Annotated in this window: 13 protein-coding genes; all 13 read left to right on the plus strand. The window is 74.5% G+C overall.

Features of this window, described 5'->3' with window-relative positions; translation table 11 throughout:
* The first annotated feature begins 13 nt into the window (after positions 1-13).
* The 13 genes from NRK68_RS33460 (at position 14) to NRK68_RS33520 (ending at position 17,779) form a co-directional block, all read left to right on the plus strand.
* A complete protein-coding gene (locus NRK68_RS33460; protein ID WP_257857665.1) occupies positions 14-1,573 on the plus strand; it encodes a GMC family oxidoreductase in 1,560 nt (519 codons plus the stop codon).
* Positions 1,570-2,733, plus strand: a complete 1,164-nt coding sequence (locus NRK68_RS33465; protein ID WP_257857666.1) for a quaternary amine ABC transporter ATP-binding protein — start codon at positions 1,570-1,572, stop codon at positions 2,731-2,733. Before NRK68_RS33460 ends, NRK68_RS33465 begins: the two co-directional genes overlap by 4 nt.
* Before the next feature lie 117 nt (positions 2,734-2,850).
* Entirely contained in the window at positions 2,851-4,914 is a 2,064-nt protein-coding gene (locus NRK68_RS33470) for an ABC transporter permease (RefSeq protein WP_257857667.1), read from the plus strand.
* 1 nt (position 4,915) lies between these two features.
* Entirely contained in the window at positions 4,916-5,902 is a 987-nt protein-coding gene (locus NRK68_RS33475; protein WP_373024335.1) for an ABC transporter substrate-binding protein, read from the plus strand.
* A 210-nt stretch (positions 5,903-6,112) separates the two neighbouring features.
* Positions 6,113-6,718: a hypothetical protein gene (locus NRK68_RS33480; RefSeq protein ID WP_257857668.1), complete on the plus strand. Its 606-nt coding sequence runs from the start codon at positions 6,113-6,115 to the stop codon at positions 6,716-6,718.
* Positions 6,719-6,958: 240 nt separating this feature from the next.
* A complete protein-coding gene (locus NRK68_RS33485; RefSeq protein WP_257857669.1) occupies positions 6,959-7,687 on the plus strand; it encodes a hypothetical protein in 729 nt (242 codons plus the stop codon).
* A 212-nt stretch (positions 7,688-7,899) separates the two neighbouring features.
* Positions 7,900-9,012: an LLM class flavin-dependent oxidoreductase gene (locus tag NRK68_RS33490; protein ID WP_257857670.1), complete on the plus strand. Its 1,113-nt coding sequence runs from the start codon at positions 7,900-7,902 to the stop codon at positions 9,010-9,012.
* Complete coding sequence (locus tag NRK68_RS33495; protein WP_257857671.1) at positions 9,009-9,671, plus strand: CE1759 family FMN reductase; 663 nt, start codon at positions 9,009-9,011, stop codon at positions 9,669-9,671. Before NRK68_RS33490 ends, NRK68_RS33495 begins: the two co-directional genes overlap by 4 nt.
* A gap of 144 nt (positions 9,672-9,815) precedes the next feature.
* On the plus strand, positions 9,816-13,391 hold the full coding sequence (locus tag NRK68_RS33500) for a hypothetical protein (protein ID WP_257857672.1): 3,576 nt from the start codon (positions 9,816-9,818) through the stop codon (positions 13,389-13,391).
* A gap of 172 nt (positions 13,392-13,563) precedes the next feature.
* Positions 13,564-15,138, plus strand: coding sequence for an MFS transporter (locus tag NRK68_RS33505; RefSeq protein WP_257857673.1), 1,575 nt, complete (start codon positions 13,564-13,566; stop codon positions 15,136-15,138).
* 48 nt (positions 15,139-15,186) lie between these two features.
* Positions 15,187-15,624, plus strand: a complete 438-nt coding sequence (locus NRK68_RS33510; protein ID WP_257857674.1) for an SRPBCC family protein — start codon at positions 15,187-15,189, stop codon at positions 15,622-15,624.
* 110 nt (positions 15,625-15,734) lie between these two features.
* On the plus strand, positions 15,735-16,361 hold the full coding sequence (locus NRK68_RS33515) for an ABC transporter permease (RefSeq protein WP_257857675.1): 627 nt from the start codon (positions 15,735-15,737) through the stop codon (positions 16,359-16,361).
* 170 nt (positions 16,362-16,531) lie between these two features.
* Positions 16,532-17,779, plus strand: a complete 1,248-nt coding sequence (locus NRK68_RS33520; RefSeq protein WP_257857676.1) for a M20 metallopeptidase family protein — start codon at positions 16,532-16,534, stop codon at positions 17,777-17,779.
* Positions 17,780-17,966 lie beyond the last annotated feature (187 nt).

The raw sequence follows: 17,966 nt of genomic DNA on the forward strand, positions 1-17,966 counted from the left end.
GGAGGAGCACAGCATGACCACCCCCCCACACCATCCCACCCCGGCGGAGCACGAGTACGACTACGTCGTCGTCGGAGGCGGCACCGCCGGCTCGGTGATCGCCTCCCGCCTGACCGAGGACCCCGACGTCACCGTCGCCGTCATCGAGGGCGGGCCCAGCGACGTCGACCGTCCCGACGTGCTCACCCTGCGCCGCTGGATGGGCCTGCTCGGCGGTGAACTCGACTACGACTACCCCACCACCGAGCAGCCCCGCGGCAATTCGCACATCCGCCACAGCCGCGCCCGCGTCCTCGGCGGCTGCTCCTCGCACAACACCCTGATCTCATTCAAGCCGCTCCCGTCCGACTGGGACGAGTGGGCGGAGGCGGGGGCCGAGGGCTGGCACGCGGCCGCCATGGACCCGTACTTCGACAAGCTCCTGAACAACATCGTCCCGGTGGCCGAGAAGGACCGCAACGCCATCGCCCGCGACTTCGTCGACTCCGCGCAGAGCGCCCTGGGCGTGCCGCGCATCGAGGGCTTCAACCGCAAGCCCTTCCACGAGGGCGTCGGCTTCTTCGACCTCGCCTACCACCCCGAGGACAACAAGCGTTCCTCCGCGTCGGTGGCCTACCTCCACCCCGTCATGGACGAACGCCCCAACCTCCGCATCCTGCTGGAGACCTGGGCCCACCGGATCGAACTCGACGGCACCCGGGCGCGCGGAGTCCGCGTACGCGCCGCCGACGGTACGGAGTCCCTGGTCACCGCACGCCGCGAGGTACTGGTGTGCGCCGGAGCCGTGGACACCCCGCGCCTGCTGCTGCACTCCGGCATCGGCCCGCGCGCCGACCTGGAGGCCCTCGGCATCCCGCCGGTCCACGACCTGCCCGGGGTGGGGGAGAACCTCCTGGACCACCCCGAGTCGGTGATCGTCTGGGAGACCGACGGCCCGATCCCGGACAACTCCGCGATGGACAGCGACGCGGGGCTCTTCGTCCGCCGCGACCCCGAATCCGCGGGACCGGACCTGATGTTCCACTTCTACCAGGTCCCCTTCACCGACAATCCCGAGCGCATCGGCTACGAACGGCCCGCGCACGGAGTGTCGATGACCCCCAACATCCCCAAGCCGCGCAGCCGCGGCCGCCTCTACCTCACCAGCGCGGACCCCGAGGTCAAACCGGCCCTGGACTTCCGCTACTTCACGGACGAGGACGACTACGATGGCCGGACCCTGGTGGACGGCATCAAGCTGGCCCGGAAGATCGCCGCGACGGAGCCGCTCGCCGGCTGGCTGGGCCGCGAGGTGTGCCCCGGCCCGGAGATCACCGGCGACGAGGAGCTGAGCGCGTACGCCCGTTCCGTCGCGCACACCGTCTACCACCCGGCCGGCACCTGCCGGATGGGCGCCGCCGACGACCCCGGCGCGGTCGTCGGCCCGGACCTGAAGATCCGCGGCCTCGAGGGCATCCGCATCGCCGACGCCTCCGTCTTCCCGACGATGCCCGCCGTCAACCCGATGATCGGAGTGCTCATGGTCGGAGAGAAAGCCGCCGAACTGCTGGCCCGGGACGGTGGTACCCGATGAACACCACCCCCGCCACCACCCCCGGCAGGACCTCCGCCACCCACCCCGGCACCACTCCTGCCCCGTCCCTCACCGCACCCGCCGGTGCGTCCGCCGGCGCCCCGGCGGGGTCCCCCGTCTTCTCCGTGGACGGCCTCTGGAAGGTCTTCGGCCCCGACAAGGCCGCCGCGAAGGTCCCCGGCTCCGCCGACGCCGACCTCCCGGCCGCCGACCTGCGCGAGCGCACCGGCTGCACCGCTGCCGTCCGGGACGTCAGCTTCGACGTCCGCAAGGGCGAGGTCTTCGTCGTGATGGGCCTGTCCGGATCCGGCAAGTCCACCCTCGTACGCTGTCTCACCCGCCTCATCGAGCCGACCTCCGGAAGCCTGACCATCGACGGCGAGGACGTCCTGGCCATGGACGCCACCCGGCTGCGCGCCCTGCGCCGCCACCGCGCCGCCATGGTCTTCCAGCACTTCGGCCTGCTCCCGCACCGCACCGTCCTCGACAACGTGGCGTACGGACTGGAGATCCAGGGCGTCGGCCGCGGGGACCGCCGGACCAAGGCCGCCGAACTCGTCGCCAAGGTCGGCCTGGACGGACTGGAGGACCGGCGCCCCGGCCAGCTCTCCGGCGGCCAGCAGCAGCGCGTGGGCCTGGCCCGCGCCCTCGCCGCCGACCCCGAGGTGCTGCTGTTCGACGAGCCGTTCAGCGCCCTCGACCCCCTCATCCGACGGGAGATGCAGGAGGAGGTCGCCCGGCTCCACCACGAGGAGGGCCGCACCATGGTCTTCATCACCCACGACCTCGCCGAGGCACTGCGCCTGGGGGACCGGATCGCCCTGATGCGCGACGGCCGCATCGTCCAGCTCGGCACGCCCGAGGAGATCGTCGGCTCCCCGGCCGACGACTACGTACGGGACTTCGTCCGCGACGTCCCGCGCGAGCAGGTGCTCACCGTCCGCACCGCGATGCGCCCCGCCGTCGCGGGCGAGGCAGAACAGGGACCCGCGCTGGGCCCCGCCACCACCGTGGTCGAGGCCATCCAGGCCGTCGCCCGCAGCGGCGGACCGGCCCGTGTCGTCGACCACGGCCGCTGCCTGGGCGTCGTGGACGACGCCGGGCTGCTCGCCGTCGTGGCCGGGCTCCCGGCCACGCCCGGCCGGGGGGTGGCGGCATGACGCGCCCTGCCCGAATGGGGGGTGGCGGCATGACGCGCCCCGCCCGGACGGGGGTGGCGGCATGACCCGCGCCGACCGTCCCCCGACCCCTGTCACCGACGCCCGGAGGTGGTGCGCATGACCGCGTCCCCGACCCACACCCAGGCCGGCTCCCGGGCCGTGGTCCCCGCGCAGACCCGGAGGTCCGCGGCACGACCCGCCGGGCCGGCGCCCTCCCGTACCGCGCCCGCCGCCGCGGACCGGCCCCGCAGAGCATGGCGCGGCCCGGTCGCGAGCCGCGCGTTCCTGGTGCCGATGGGCATCGCCGTCGCCCTGCTGATCCCGCTCGCCGTGGCCTTCCCCGGCGCCGGCAGCTGGCCCGCGGACCTGGCCGTGGACCTCTCCGGCCCGCTCGGCCGCGCCGGCGACTGGATCATCGACCACCGCGACAGCCACCCGCTGTTCCTGTACCTCTTCGGCCACGTCAGCAACGCCGTCGTGGTGTCCGTCCGCGCCGTGTACGTGCTCCTCCTCGCCGCCGGCTGGACCGGGGTCACCGCCCTGGCCGCCCTGGTGGCCTGGCGCCTCGCCGGTACCCGGCTCGCCCTGACCTGCGCCGCCGCCTTCGCCGCCTGCGGGCTGCTCGGCATGTGGGTGCCGACCATGCAGACCCTCGCGCTGATGGTTGTCGCCGTCGGCGCCTCCGTCGTGCTCGGCGCCCTGCTGGGCCTCGCCGGGGGCCTCTCCCCGCGCGCCCACCGCCTGCTGCGCCCCGTACTGGACACCATGCAGATCCTGCCGGCCTTCGCCTATCTGCTGCCGATGGTGCTGGTTTTCGGCATCGGCGTGCCCGCCGCCGTCCTCGCCACCGTGGTCTACGCCGCCCCGCCGATGGCCCGCCTCACCGCCCTCGGCCTGCGCGAGGCCGACGCGGGCGTCATGGAGGCCACCGCCTCGCTCGGCGCCACCGGCCGCCAGCGGCTGCTGACCGCCCGCCTCCCGCTGGCGCGTCCGCAGCTCCTCCTCGGCGTCAACCAGGCCATCATGACCGGCCTCTCCATGGCCGTCATCGCCTCCGTGATCGGCGCGGGCGGCCTCGGCGACCGCGTCTACCAGGCCCTCGCCTCCGTGGACGTCGGCGCCGCCCTCGCCGCCGGCATCCCGATCGTGCTGCTCGCCGTGGTCCTCGACCGCACCGCGGACGCCGCGGGCCGCCGGCTCGGCGCCGAACCCGTACCCGTCAGCGAACAGCACCTGCTGCGGCGGGTCTTCGCGGGCTGGTACGGCCGCCTCCTCACCCTCCTCGCGGCGGTGGCCGTCGCCGTCGTCGGCCGGATGGCCGGCACCTCCGTATGGCCGGAGTCCTGGACCGTCTCCCTGGCCGAGCCGGTGAACTCCGCCGTCGCCTGGATGACCGACCACCTCTACTCCGGTGTCCCCGTCGTCGGCGGTACCGCCGACTGGGCCGCCCGCTTCACCGGCTGGGTCCTCGACCCGCTGCGCGCCGGGCTCCAGTCCGCCCCCTGGTGGCTGCTCCTGCTCCTGGCCGGCGCCCTCGCCCTGCTCGCCGGCACCTGGCGTACCGCGCTCACCGCGTTCCTGGCCCTCGCCGCCGTCGGTGTGCTCGGCGTGTGGGAAGCCTCCCTCGACACGCTCTCCCAGGTCCTGGCCGCCGTGGCCGTGACCCTCGTCCTCGGCTTCGCGACCGCCGTGGGAGCCGCCCGCAGCGCCCGGGCCGAACGGCTGCTGCGGCCGGTCCTCGACGTCTGCCAGACCCTGCCGCAGTTCGTCTACCTCATCCCCGTGGTCGCGCTCTTCGGCGTCGGCCGCGCCCCGGCCGCCGCGGCCGCGATCGTGTACGCACTGCCCGCCGTCGTCCGGATCACCGTCCAGGGCCTGCGCGAGGTGGACCCGGCCGTCGTGGAATCCGCCCGCTCGCTCGGCGCGACCCGCTCCCAGCTGCTGCGCCAGGTTCAGCTGCCGCTCGCCCGGCCCGCGCTGCTGCTGGCCGTCAACCAGGCCGTGGTGCTGGTCCTCGCCGTCGTCATCATCGGCGGCCTCGTCGGCGGTGGCGCGCTCGGCTACGACGTCGTCCTCGGCCTCGCGCAGGGCGACCTCGCCACCGGTCTGGTGGCCGGCGCCGCGATCGTCTGCCTCGGCCTGCTCCTCGACCGTGTCACCCAGCCCGCGAAGGAGGCCTGACATGCGCGACACGAACCACCGGCGCCCGCCGCGCCGCCGCCGCGGCGTGGCCCTCCTCGCCGCCGCGACCGGACTCGCCGTCCTCACCGGCTGCGGGGCCGCGGACATGACCCGCCAGACCTCCCCGTACGCGGCGGCACGGGGCGCGAAGACCGTCACCCTCTCCGTCCAGTCGTGGGTCGGCGCCCAGGCGAACACCGCCGTCGCCTCCTACCTCCTCGAACACGAGCTGGGCTACCGGGTCGACACCGTCCAGGTCGACGAGGTGCCCGCCTGGGACGCCCTCAGCCAGGGGCGCGTCGACGCCATCCTGGAGGACTGGGGCCACCCCGAACAGGAGAAGCGGTACGTCGAGGGCAAGAAGACCATCACCCGCGGCGGGGACCTGGGGGTCACGGGCCACATCGGCTGGTTCGTTCCCACGTACTTCGCCGAGGCCCATCCCGACGTCACCGACTGGAAGAACCTCGACAAGTACGCCGACCAGCTGCGCACACCGGAGAGCCGCGGCAAGGGCCAGCTGCTGGACGGCTCCCCGTCCTACATCACCAACGACAAGGCGCTGGTGAAGAACCTGGACCTGGACTTCGAAGTGGTCTTCGCGGGCTCCGAGGCCGCCCAGATCACCCAGATCAAGCAGTTCGCCAAGGAGCGCAAGCCCTTCCTGACGTACTGGTACGAGCCGCAGTGGCTCTTCGAGCGCGTCCCGATGACCGAGGTGAAGCTGCCCGAGTACAGCGAGGGCTGCGCCGACGACCCCGAGAAGGTGGCCTGCGCGTACCCGCACACGCCGCTGCAGAAGTACCTCAACACGCGCTTCGCGGAGTCGGGCGGCAAGGCGGCCGACTTCCTGAAGAAGTTCCACTGGACGAAGGCCCAGCAGAACGAGGTCTCCCTGATGATCGCGGAGGAGAAACTGTCGCCGCAGCAGGCGGCGAAGAAGTGGGTGGAGCGCAACGAGAACGTCTGGAAGCCCTGGCTGACCTGACCACCCCCACAGCCCCTGCCGGCGCTCCGCCCGCGGGGGCTGTGCGCTGAGCCAAGTCGGCAACGTCTTGTGGAACCGGGCCGGGGGACACCCGGGGACGGGGTGGGGGCGACGTACGGTCGAGCGACCGGCCGGGCCTCGCCGTCGGCAGTCGACGGCTCCGGCCGGGGCCGGCCCTCCTCGATGCCGTGACCGGAACAGGAGCAGCCGTTGCTTCTCTACGCCCAGACGCCCGCGCGACGGAACCGCCAGATCCTCGCGGACCTGATCGCGGTGCTCCTGATCGCCGTCGCGGTGAGGTTCGCCCTGGCCGTCCACGAGACGATCATGCTGCTGGCCGAGCCGGGCCGGAAGGTGGAGAGTTCCGGGGACAGCCTGGCGGCCGCCCTCGACGACGCCGGGGAGACGGCCTCCCGGGTGCCGCTCGTCGGCGACCTCCTGCAGACGCCGTTCCGGTCCGCGTCCGACGCCGGCAGCGGCCTCGCCGACGCCGGGGAGTCGCTGCAGGACATCGTCGGGCAGGTGGCGTTCCTGGCCGCGCTCGGCCTGATCGTCGTCCCCGTGGCCTTCGTGCTCCTGCTGTGGCTTCCCCTCCGGCTGCGCTGGATCCGCCGCACCGCCACCATCCGGCGCCTCCTCGACGCTCCCGGCGGCGCGGACCTGCTCGCCCTGCGTGCCCTCACCGGTCCGCCGGGCGACCTCGCCGCGATCCCCGCCCCGCCCGGCGGCCTCGCCGACGCCTGGCGCCGCGGCGACCGGCAGGCCATCTCCGCCCTGTCCGAGATCACCCTCAGGCGGGCGGGCCTGCGTCCCTGACGCCCGCGGCGGCCCCGGCGCGGCCCCGGCCGACCCGCCGCCGCCGGGGCCGTCCGCAGGGCGTGAGGCAGCGCCGTCGGCCGTCTGGAAGGATCACCGGCTACGGTGCCCTTGATCGCCGCTCTCCCGGCCGCCCGGGCTGGGCCGCCGCGGGGAGCACGGTCCGGCCGTCGCGCGTTGCACGGTCGAAGGGTGCGATGCGTCGTACCCACCGCACCACCGAGCGACGAGGAGGATCTGATGAGCGTGGCCGACGGGGGGCGGCAGTGGCCGGACGAGGTCAGCGTCGAGAACGCGAGGGCGACGCTGCTGCAGCTCCTGGCCCGGGCGGGAGTCCCGTCCGATGACGCACGGCAACTGATCGGGCTCCTGGAGGCGGGCGCGCTGGCTCTCGCGCACGAGGAGCTGAGCGGCGGCCGGAGCGCTGCGGGGGAGAAGGACGAGCCCTACGAGTCGGGTCGGCTCGACGGCGCCCGGGACGTCCTGGAGGAGCTCGGGGCCGTCGCCGAGCGGACCCTGGTGCAGGCCGTCGGAGCGGCAGGGGAGCAGGGCCCGGCGGGGGAGCGCCCCCGGGCCAGACGCATGGAGGTGGAACGGGCCCGGGTGGCCGTCACACCGCTCTATCTGTCCTTCACCGAGGCCTCGGAACTGGATCCGGAGGTGACGGACGAGGTCCTCGCCGCCGTCCTCGGCACGATGAGCCCCCGGCAGCGGGCGGGATACGCCGGCCGACTGACGGATTTCGCCGCGGACCACCAGGCCCGGCTGGAGCGGATGTTCGCCGGCTACGGACCGGGGAGCGCCATCACGATGCACGGCCGCTATTCGCTGCTCCACTCCGCGACGAGCATCGCCGTGCTGGAGCGGCTCGCCGCCGCGCCGCGGGAGCTGCGCGAGGAGTGGGACGCCGTGGAGCTGCCGCCTGCGTGGCTGGACGGGCTGTCGACCGCCTGGAACGCCCCCGCCTGACCGCCGTCGCGTCGCGGCGAACGCGGTCGTCAGCAGCCGCCCGGCGCCGTCCCGCCGGGCGGCTTCCCGTTGTGCCGGGGCGTCGGGGCGTCGGGGCATCGGGGCATCGGGGGGATCGGCCCGCCGAGCCGGCAGGGGCATCGGGAATACCTCGGCCGCACCCCTCGTTCCCGGGTATAGTTGAATCGTAAACAACCTCGGGAAGGGGAGCCATGCAGTTCGGGATCTTCACAGTCGGTGACGTCACGGCCGATCCGACGACCGGACGCGTGCCCAGCGAGCACGAACGCATCAAGGCGATGCTCGCCATCGCGCAGAAGGCCGAGGAGGTCGGCCTCGACGTCTTCGCCACCGGCGAGCACCACAACCCGCCGTTCGTCCCCTCCTCGCCGACCACGATGCTCGGCTACATCGCCGCACGCACCGAGAACCTGATCCTGTCCACGTCGACGACGCTGATCACCACGAACGACCCGGTGAAGATCGCCGAGGACTTCGCGATGCTCCAGCACGTCGCGGACGGCCGCGTCGACGTGATGATGGGCCGCGGCAACACCGGCCCGGTCTACCCCTGGTTCGGCAAGGACATCCGCGACGGCATCGACCTCGCCATCGAGAACTACGCGCTGCTGCGCCGCCTCTGGGACGAGGACGTCGTCACCTGGAAGGGCAAGTTCCGCACACCGCTGCAGTCCTTCACCTCCACCCCCCGCCCCCTCGACGGCGTCGCGCCCTTCGTATGGCACGGCTCCATCCGCTCGCCCGAGATCGCCGAACAGGCCGCGTACTACGGCGACGGCTTCTTCCACAACAACATCTTCTGGCCGGCCTCCCACACCGAGCAGATGGTGAACCTCTACCGGCAGCGCTACGCCCACTACGGACACGGCACCCCCGAACAGGCCGTCGTCGGCCTCGGCGGCCAGGTGTTCATGCGCAAGAACTCGCAGGACGCGGTGCGCGAGTTCCGTCCGTACTTCGACAACGCGCCGGTCTACGGCCACGGCCCGTCCCTGGAGGAGTTCACCTCCCAGACGCCGCTGACCGTCGGCTCCCCGCAGGAGGTCATCGAGCGGACCCTCTCCTTCCGGGACTACGTCGGCGACTACCAGCGCCAGCTGTTCCTGATGGACCACGCGGGCCTGCCCCTGAAGACCGTCCTGGAGCAGCTCGACCTGCTGGGCGAGGAGGTCGTACCGGTGCTGCGCAAGGAGTTCGCGAACATGCGCCGGGCCGGCGTACCCGACGCGCCGACGCACTCGGCCCGCGTCGCGGCCGCCGCCCGGGAGACCACCGAAGACACGAAGGAGGTGACGCAGGCATGAAGATCGTCGTCGTATCGGCCGGCCTGAGCTCACCGTCCTCCACCCGACTGCTCGCCGACCGGCTCACGGCCGCGGCCCTGCAGCACGTGGACGCCGAGACCGAAGTGATCGAACTGCGGGAGCTGGCGACGGAGATCGCCCAGCACTTCGTCACCGGGTTCCCGCCCGCCAGGCTGGCCGCCGCGCTCGACGCGGTGGCCGCCGCCGACGGCCTGATCGCCGTGACGCCGGTGTTCGCGGCCTCCTACAGCGGCCTGTTCAAGTCCTTCTTCGACCTCATCGACAAGGACGCCCTCACCGGCAAACCGGTACTCCTCGGCGCGACCGGCGGCACGGCCCGGCACTCCCTGGTCACCGAACACGCCCTGCGCCCGCTCTTCACCTACCTGCGCGCGCTCGTCCTGCCGACCGCCGTGTACGCGGCCTCGGAGGACTGGGGCGAGGAGGGACTGGCACAGCGGATCGCGCGTGCGGGCGCCGAACTGGCCCGGTTCACCGCCCCCGCAGTGCTCCCCGCCGCGGGCACCGCCCCCGACGTCGACACCGCCGCCGCGATCGCGCCGCGTTCGCCGACCGGGGCGATCACATCGGTGGATCCGGCGGACGGCTTCGTCACCGTGCCGTTCGAACAGCGGCTGGCCGCGCTGCGCGTCCCGTAACCGCCCAAGCCCCCTCCTCACCGCCGCCCGCCGCCCGCCGCCCGCCGAACCCGGGCGGTGGGCGGTGGCGGTGGGCGCGAGGGGCGGCGGGCGCTCCGAAATTCGATGGGGCCGACGCCACCCCATCGGGCACAATGCCCAGCGATGATCTCGACCGCAGACGAACTGCTCGCCGACCTCGCGCCCCTGCCGCACGCCGCCCGGCTCCGGCACACCGCCGTCACCGCCCACCGGCTCGCAGCCCGGGACGGCGCCCTCCGGGACCTCCTCACCGCCCTGGACGCGCGCGGCCCCTACGAGCGCCGCCTCGCCGCGCTGGCCGCCCTCACCGGCGGTGAAGTCGGGCACCTCGCCGCCCGGCTCGCCGACAGCGACCCCGTCGTCCGCCGGTACGCGCTGCGCGGCGCCCGCCGACTGCCCGTCCCGGACGCCGCCGTCGAGGCCGCGTACGACGACGCGCCCGCCGTGGTCCGGGCCGACCTCGCACGACTGCTGCGCGACGGACAGCGCCCCCGGCTCGCGCAGCGGCTGGCCCTCAGGGCGCGCACCGCGTACGGCGACCGGGACGCGGCCCGCCTCCTGCCGGGCTGCTCACCGCAGTTCGCGGCCGAGTTGCTGCCCGAACTCGCCGGGGCGCTCGCCTTCGAGGACTGGGGCGTACTGGCCGCCCGCCACCCCGCCGCCGTCCTCGCCCACGCGGAACGCGAACTCGCCGGTCTTCCCGCGCAGTTGCGCGATGTCTGGTGGAAGCAGCACGCCACGGCCCTTGCCGCCGCCCTGCCCGCCGCCCCGGAGCGGGTCCTGGACCTGCTGGAACGCCACGGCCCGGACAACCTGCCCGATCCGGTGCACGGCGGGTTGGGCCACCTCGTCGCGGTGGACGCCGAGCGCGTCGCACGCTGGTACGCCGACCCCGCGCGGGCCGGTGCACGGTGGGAACGGACACCCGGCCCGGCCGTCATGCGGCAGCTGGTGAAGGCCGACCCGCCGTCCCTGAACCGGCTCGGGGCGCGGTGGCTCCACCGGAACGCCTTCACCACCCTCCTGCGGTCGATGCCCCCGGCACGCCGCCCCGCCTTCGTGGACGCCGTCGTCGCCGCGGCCGGTACCCGCCCGAACGTCTGCGTGCACGAGGAGGTGCTCGCCCTTCTGCCGGCCGCCGAGCGGCACGCCCGGGCCCGCGCGGCGATCGAGGGGCTCGGCACCGGAGGCGACCGAGGCTGGGGCCGGTGGCGTCCGCTCTCCCTGCTGCCGCCCGCCGAGGCCCGCCCCGAATTCCTGGCCGCCCTCGGTACCGTCAAAGCCGACGACCGAGGGTCGATCTGGGCGCAGCTGAGCCTCAACGCCGCCTACACCCGCGACCCGGAAGAGGTGGCCGAGATCCTCGCGCTGGCCGCGGGCCGGCTGGTCAACGAGCGCGACTTCGTACGCCACGACGCCCTCGCCGCCTTCGCCGATCTGCCCGCACCGCTGCTCGTGAGCGCCCTGGGAACCACCGCACCCGCCGCCGGCCGCAGCGGGGCCGCGTCGCTCGAACGACTGTGCCTGGACGCCCTGCGGGCCCGGGACTGCTCCGAGGAGACCCGCAACACCCTCCGGACCCTGGCCGTGACCCTGCTCGGCACGACCCCCGGTACGCCTGCCGGTTCCGCCGCCCTGCGGAGCGCCGTACGCGTGCTGGAGGCGCTGACCGCGCACACCGGCACCGTGGACCTCGGACCTGCGGGCAGCATCGCGCGCACCGGCGCGATCCGCGCGGCCCTCACCGCCCTCGGCCCGTGGCTGGACCGTGCCACCGCCCAGGGGGACATCGCGCCCCTGCTCGCGTTCGTCACGGCCTGCGGCCGCCGTGCGCACCGGATCCCCGAACTCCGGCACCGCCTCGAACAGGCCCTCCGGACGTGCCCGGACACCCGCTACGGTGACGTCGCCGAGGCCTGGCTGGCCGACCCGGCGACCCGCGGCGCCCGCGTCACCGAGCTGCTGGCGCGGGAGCCCTCCGCGGTGTTCCTGCCCGCGGTGCTCGCCGTACTGGCGGCCGAGCGCACCGACCTGCTCGACCGCGCTCTGCCCAGGACCCCGCCCCCGGGCGGCCGATTCCCGGCGGCCGGCACCGCCCGGCCGCTGCCCCCCTACCGGTACGCCGACCGGTGGCTGCCCCGGCAGCAGCAAGCCGCGGTCCGGCTGGCCGCGGCCGTCGTGGCCGACACCGGCCGCGGTCTCGACGAACGGGCCGCGCTGCTGCGCGCGGTGGCGCCGGTGCCGGAGTACGGGCGGGCCCTGCTCCAGCGGTACATCGGCCACTCCGCCTCGGGCCACTCCGCCTCGGGCCACTCCGAGTCCGGCGCTGCCGGGTCCGGCGCTGCCGGGTCCGGCGCTGCCGGGTCCCGCGCTGCCGGGTCCCTCGACACAGACCCTGTCGACGCAGCGTCCCTCCATGCCGAGTCCGCACCGACGGCCCTGACAGCGGTCCTGACGGCAGCGGCCCTGGACGCCTCCGCCCACCTGCACGACCCGGCCTCCGTCCTCGGCGCCCTGCTCGACCACGCGGGCGACGACAGGGCGGCGGCCGCCTGGTCCGCAGCCGGCCGTGCGGCCGCCCACGCCCGTCCCACCCGCGTCGAGGCGGTGCTCCGTGACGTCCTGACCCGCGAGAGCGGGGTCAAGGTGACCGTCCGGAAGGCGGCCGCCCGGCTCGCCGTCGCACACCTCGCCCCGGGCGCCGCCTCCGCGCTCCTGTCCACCGTCGCCCGTACCCCGGGCGTCCATCAGGATGTGCACGCCACGGTCGTCGGCCTGGCCCCGGCGCTCCTGCCGGACGAGGACATGTGGGCCCTGCTGGAGTCGGCGGCCGCCCACGGGCCGGACGTGGTCCGGAGCGCGCTCCTCGACCGGGGCACGATGGACCTCGCGCCGGCCCACCGGCCCCGTTACGGGGAACTCGTCGCCCGACTGCCCCTGGTCGCGGACGAATGCACGGCGAACGCAGCCCTGGGCGTTCTCGAGTACTGGGCGCCCTACGCACCCGCGGCCGGCAGAGTGCTGGCGGACGTCTACACCGACCTCGCATCGCCCCTGAGCGATTGGCGGGCGCGGTCCGGACTGCAGCAGCTCGCCCAGTCCGAACTGCCGCACCCGCTGGGTGGCGTGGCGCCGGGCAGCCTCCTCCACGGCGTGGTGGAACGGCTGCTGGCCCTCATCACGGCCGGAGAGCCGGAGGGCGGCGGACCCGGTGGTGACCTGCCGGCCCGCCGTCGCCTGGACTGCCTGCTCACCTCATGGACCCGCGACCACCGGATGTGCGCGGCCCTGGCCCGCCGGCTGGCGACCGAACCGCAACTCACCGCCACCCGCACCGCCCTGCTCGTCCGGGCCATCTACCTGGCGGGGCCCGAGCCGGACATCCTCCTCGCGCTCCGCGAGCTGGCCGCGGCCATCGGGGACCGCCCGGTGCTCGCGGGCCGGGTGGCGGAGGACCTCAAGTCCGTACACCGGTACGGCGAACCGCTCGCCGCTCCCGCCGCCGCCCTCGCCGCGATCGGTTCCCTGGGCGACGACGGCGGACTCGTCGAAGGCCTCCTCGCCGTCGGCCTCGCCACGGCACTCGGCATGCGCCACAACTGGCCGGACACCTGCCGCGCCCCCGTCGTCGCCCTGCGCCGCCACCCCGAACCGGAGGTCAGGGAAACGGCGTACGCCACGGTCATCGACGGCCACTGAACCGGCGCCGGCCGACGCCGGCCGCGCCGCCCGCGGCCGCCGATCGGGGCGGGTGCTGCCGCCTTCCAGTGCACAGGTGCGTACTGGTGCGGACCGGTGCGGACAGGAGTGGACAGTCACCGGCCCCGCCGGGCATGGAAAGTGGACACCGCCCGCCGTGAGGCTGTGCGCCATGAACCTTGGACGTACGAAGGACACCCCCGCCCCACCCCGCCCGGGGCCCGCACTCGCGGCGCTGGCCGCCGCGCAGTTCACCGTCATGCTCGCGACCTCGATCGTGAACGTGGCCCTGCCGCAGATCCGGGCCGGCGTGGGACTGTCGGACGGCGGCACCACATGGGTGGTCAACGCCTACGGGCTGGCGTTCGGGGCGCTGCTCCTCGCCGGGGGCCGGGCGGCCGACCTCCTCGGCCGCCGCCGGGTGCTGATCGCAGGTCTCGCCCTGTTCGCCGGGGCCTCGCTGGCGGCGGGACTCGCCGCCACGCCGACGCTGATGATCACCGCCCGCGCGGTCCAGGGTCTCGGCGCCGCGGTCATCGCCCCGGCCGCACTCGCCCTGGCGATGGACCTGTTCCCGCCCGGCCCCGCCCGGGGGAAGGCCCTGGGCGTGTGGGGAGCGGTCTCCGGTGCGGGAGGCGCGGTCGGTGTCCTGCTGGGCGGCGTACTCACCCAGGCGTGGGGCTGGCCCTGGGTCTTCCACATCGCCGCTGTGGGAGCGGTGCTGGTCCTGGCCGCGGTGGCGGTGTGCGTACCGCTGGGCGCCGGCCGGGGTACCGGGCGGTTCGACCTCCCGGGGACGGCCACCGTCACCCTCGCCCTGACCTGCCTGGTCTGGGCGCTGACCAGCGCACGCGCCCTCGGCTGGACGAACGCGGGGGTGCTCGGCGCCCTCCTCGCCGCCGCCGTACTGTTCGCGGCCTTCGCCTTCGTCGAACGCCGACGGCCGGACGCGCTGATCCCGCCGAGGCTGTTCGCCACCGGCCAGGTCGCCGCCGGCAATGTCCTGATGGCGCTGCTGGGGTCCGTGTGGATCGCGCTGTTCTTCTTCCTTCCGCTCTACCAGCAACAGGTCCTCGGGATGAGCCCCCTGACGACCGGCGCCGGCCAACTTCCCCTCGCCGTGGCCAACATGCTCGGCGCCTTCGCGGCACCCCGGATCTCCCGGCGCATCGGCGCGACCGCCACCGTGGTCGCGGCCCTGCTCACCGAGGCCGCCGGAATGCTGTGGCTGTCCCGGATGACCGCCGAGGGGACCTACCTCGTCGACATCCTCGGCCCGAGCGTCCTGATCGGTATGGGCCTGAGCGTCGCCTTCGTCCAGCTCACCGCACTCGCCGTGGACGGCGTCCCCCGGCAGGACGCGGGCCTGGCGGGCGGCCTGGTGAACACCACCCGGCAGGTCGGCGGCGCGATCGGCCTCGCCGCCCTCGCCACCCTGGCCGGCTCCGTCACCGCCCACGCGGCCGGCCACCAGCCCCCGCTCGAAGCACTCACCGCCGGCTACCGCACCGCCTTCGCGGTCTCCGCCGCGATCCTGGCGGCCTCCGCGCTCCTCGCCGTACCACTCACCCGCCCGGCGGGGAGCGCCCGCCGTGCGCTCGTCCCGTGCCGCAGGCCCGCAGCCGCGGCGCCGCCCCCGCAGGGCGAGACGCCCGATTCGGTCCCGGCCCCCGCCCCCGCACCGGGGCCCGCACCTGGGCCCGCGCCCGCTCCCACCCCCGGGCCCGCCTCCGCTCCGGCCCCCTGACCAAGAGCCCGAAAGCCCCGCCCGTTCCCGCAACAGACAGGACACCGTATGCACTCCATCGACACCACCGCCCCCGTCGTTGTCGGCCTCAGCACGCTGGTCGACGCCCCCCTCGCCACCGTCTGGTCGCTGCACACCGACGTCGACGACTGGCCGGCCTGGAACGCCGGCATCGACCGGGCACGCCTCAACGGCCCGTTGGCGGTCGGCACCGCCTTCACCTGGCTGACCCACGGCATGAGCATCACCTCCACCATCCGTGAACTCGTACCCGGAAAGCGGATCGTCTGGGACGGGACCGTCCAGGGCATCATCGGCATCCACGTCTGGACCTTCGAACCGACCGACGCCGGTGTCCTCGTCCACACCGAGGAGTCCTGGAGCGGAGACCCCGTCGACGCCGTCGACGAACTCACCACGGCCCTGCGGACCTCCCTGCAGAGCTGGCTCGACTGCCTCAAGGCACGCGCCGAACAGCCCGCATGACGCCTCCACCCCTGACTGCGAACCCGGCGGCCACCCGACCCGATCCAGGGAACCCAGGCCAAGGACCCGGCCCCGCGCCCATCCGTTCCTCACCCCCGGAGAACTCCACCGTGACCAGTACCGCCACTCTCCCGCCGGCCGAAGCCGGCATCCCCGCGACCAGCCGACCGGCCGAGGTCGACAGCCGTGCGGCCTACGCAAGCTTCGGACTCGCCTATGTGCTGGGCCACGGGGCCGCCGCGGCCTCCCACGGCGACTCCCCCCTGCTCGGCCTGCCCGACTGGCTCCCCATGACACTGCTCGGGTCAGGGCTCGTGACCGGCATCGTCCAGGCCACCCTGGCCGCGCTCCGCGCCCAACGCGGAGCCCCCGCCCCCGAGATCCTCTCCGGCAAACTGCTCGGCACCGCCTGGATCGCCGCCTTCACCGCCCTGGCCCTCGCCATCACCGGCCTGACCTCCGTACTCGACGCGCCGGAACTCCAGTCCGTCCTGTGGCCCGCCGGGTCCGGCATCGTCGTCGGCCTGCTCTACCTCGCCGAAGGGGCCGTACGCCGCAACGTGCTGCACTACGGCCTCGGCATCTGGCTCGCGCTGACCTCCGGCGCGGTGCTCTCACTCGACGCACCCGGCCTCTACTGGGCCCTCGCGGGTGCGGGCGGCGGCGCCTACGCCCTCGCCACGGTGCTCGAAGCCCGCCGCCTCCGCTCCCTCACCCGTCCCACGACGCACGGCTGACACCGCTGACACTGCGCGGAGCCCCCGCGCGTACGCCCCCCCCCCGGCGCGCCGGACGCGGTGCGCCGGCGTGGCGGGCGGACGGCGGGGCACCATGGCAGACGTCCCGTACGTCCCGTACGTCCCGTACGTCCCGTACATCCGTTGTGCGTTCTCGCGGAGGAGACGCCGTGCCCGTCCCGCCGGAAGCCTTCCAAGGGCTGCTCGCCGAAGCACGCGCCGCCCTGCCCGGCATCGTGGCACTGCGCCGCAGCATCCACCGCCTGCCCGAGACCGGCACGCACCTGCCCCGCACCCAGCAAGCCGTCCTGGAGGCACTGGACGGGCTCGGGCTGGACCTGTCCACCGGCTCGCACCTGAGTTCCGTCACCGCGCGACTCCAAGGCGCCCGGCCCGGCCCGACGGTCCTGCTGCGCGCCGACATGGACGCCCTGCCCATGGCCGAGGAGACCGGTCTTGACTTCGCCTCCACCGTGCCGGGCGCCATGCACGCCTGCGGACACGACACCCACACCGCCATGCTCGTCGGAGCGGCCCGGCTGCTCGCGGCCCGCCGCGCCCTGCTGGCGGGCCGCGTCGTCTTCATGTTCCAGCCCGCGGAGGAATCCGGCGGCGGCGCCCGCCACATGATCGACGAGGGGGTACTGGAGAGTGCCGACGGCGACGTCGCGGCCGCCTTCGCCCTGCACGTCACCACCCGGTTCGAGAGCGGCACCCTCCATCTGCGGCCCGGTCCCACCTTCGCCGCATCCGACGGGCTGCACGTCACCGTACGCGGCCGCGGCGGCCACGCCTCGACACCGCACCGGGCCCTCGACCCCGTACCCGTCGCCTGCGAGATCGTCCAGGCCCTGCAGTCCATGGTCACGCGCACCGTCGACGTGTTCGATCCGGCCGTGGTCACCGTGGCCTCGCTGCACGCCGGTACGACGAGCAATGTCATCCCCGAGACCGCCGAGATCCGCGGCACCTTCCGCACCCTCACCCCCGCCACCCGTCAGCTGGTGCGCGACGGCATCACCCGCGTCGCCCACCACGTCGCCGCCGCCCACGGGGCGCACGCCGAGGTCACCCTCACCGAGGGCTACCCGCCCGTCGTCAACGACCCCGCCCGTACGGCCGCCCTCCACGACGCGGCCGCCGCGCTCCTCGGCCCCGGCCGGGTCCACCACCTGGCCGAGCCGTTCATGGGCGCCGAGGACTTCAGTTACGTCCTGCAACGGGTGCCGGGCGCGATGGCGTTCCTGGGTGCGTGTCCGCCCGGCGTGCCCCCGGCGCAGGCCCCCGACTGCCACTCCAACCGTGTCGTCTTCGAGGAGGACGCCCTGGCCGTCGGCGCCGCCGTCCACGCGGCCGCGGCCCTGCGGGCCGGCACCCTCCCCGACCACGCCGACCCGGGCGAGGTCCCCCGCACCTGACGGCACCACGGCACCACCGCGCCGCGGCAGGGTGTGGCGCGGGCCCGCCCGCCGCTCCGCTCAGTCCTGCAAGTGAACAGCGGCGTGCCGACGTCGAGCGGCTCGCGCGCCCAGCCCCACGCCCCGCCAGCGACCGGCAACTCCACGGGCGACGCACCGCGAACGGAGCAACAACCGCCCCGTACCG

The sequence above is a fragment of the Streptomyces yangpuensis genome (genome assembly GCF_024666385.1).
GTDB classification, from domain to species: domain Bacteria; phylum Actinomycetota; class Actinomycetes; order Streptomycetales; family Streptomycetaceae; genus Streptomyces; species Streptomyces yangpuensis.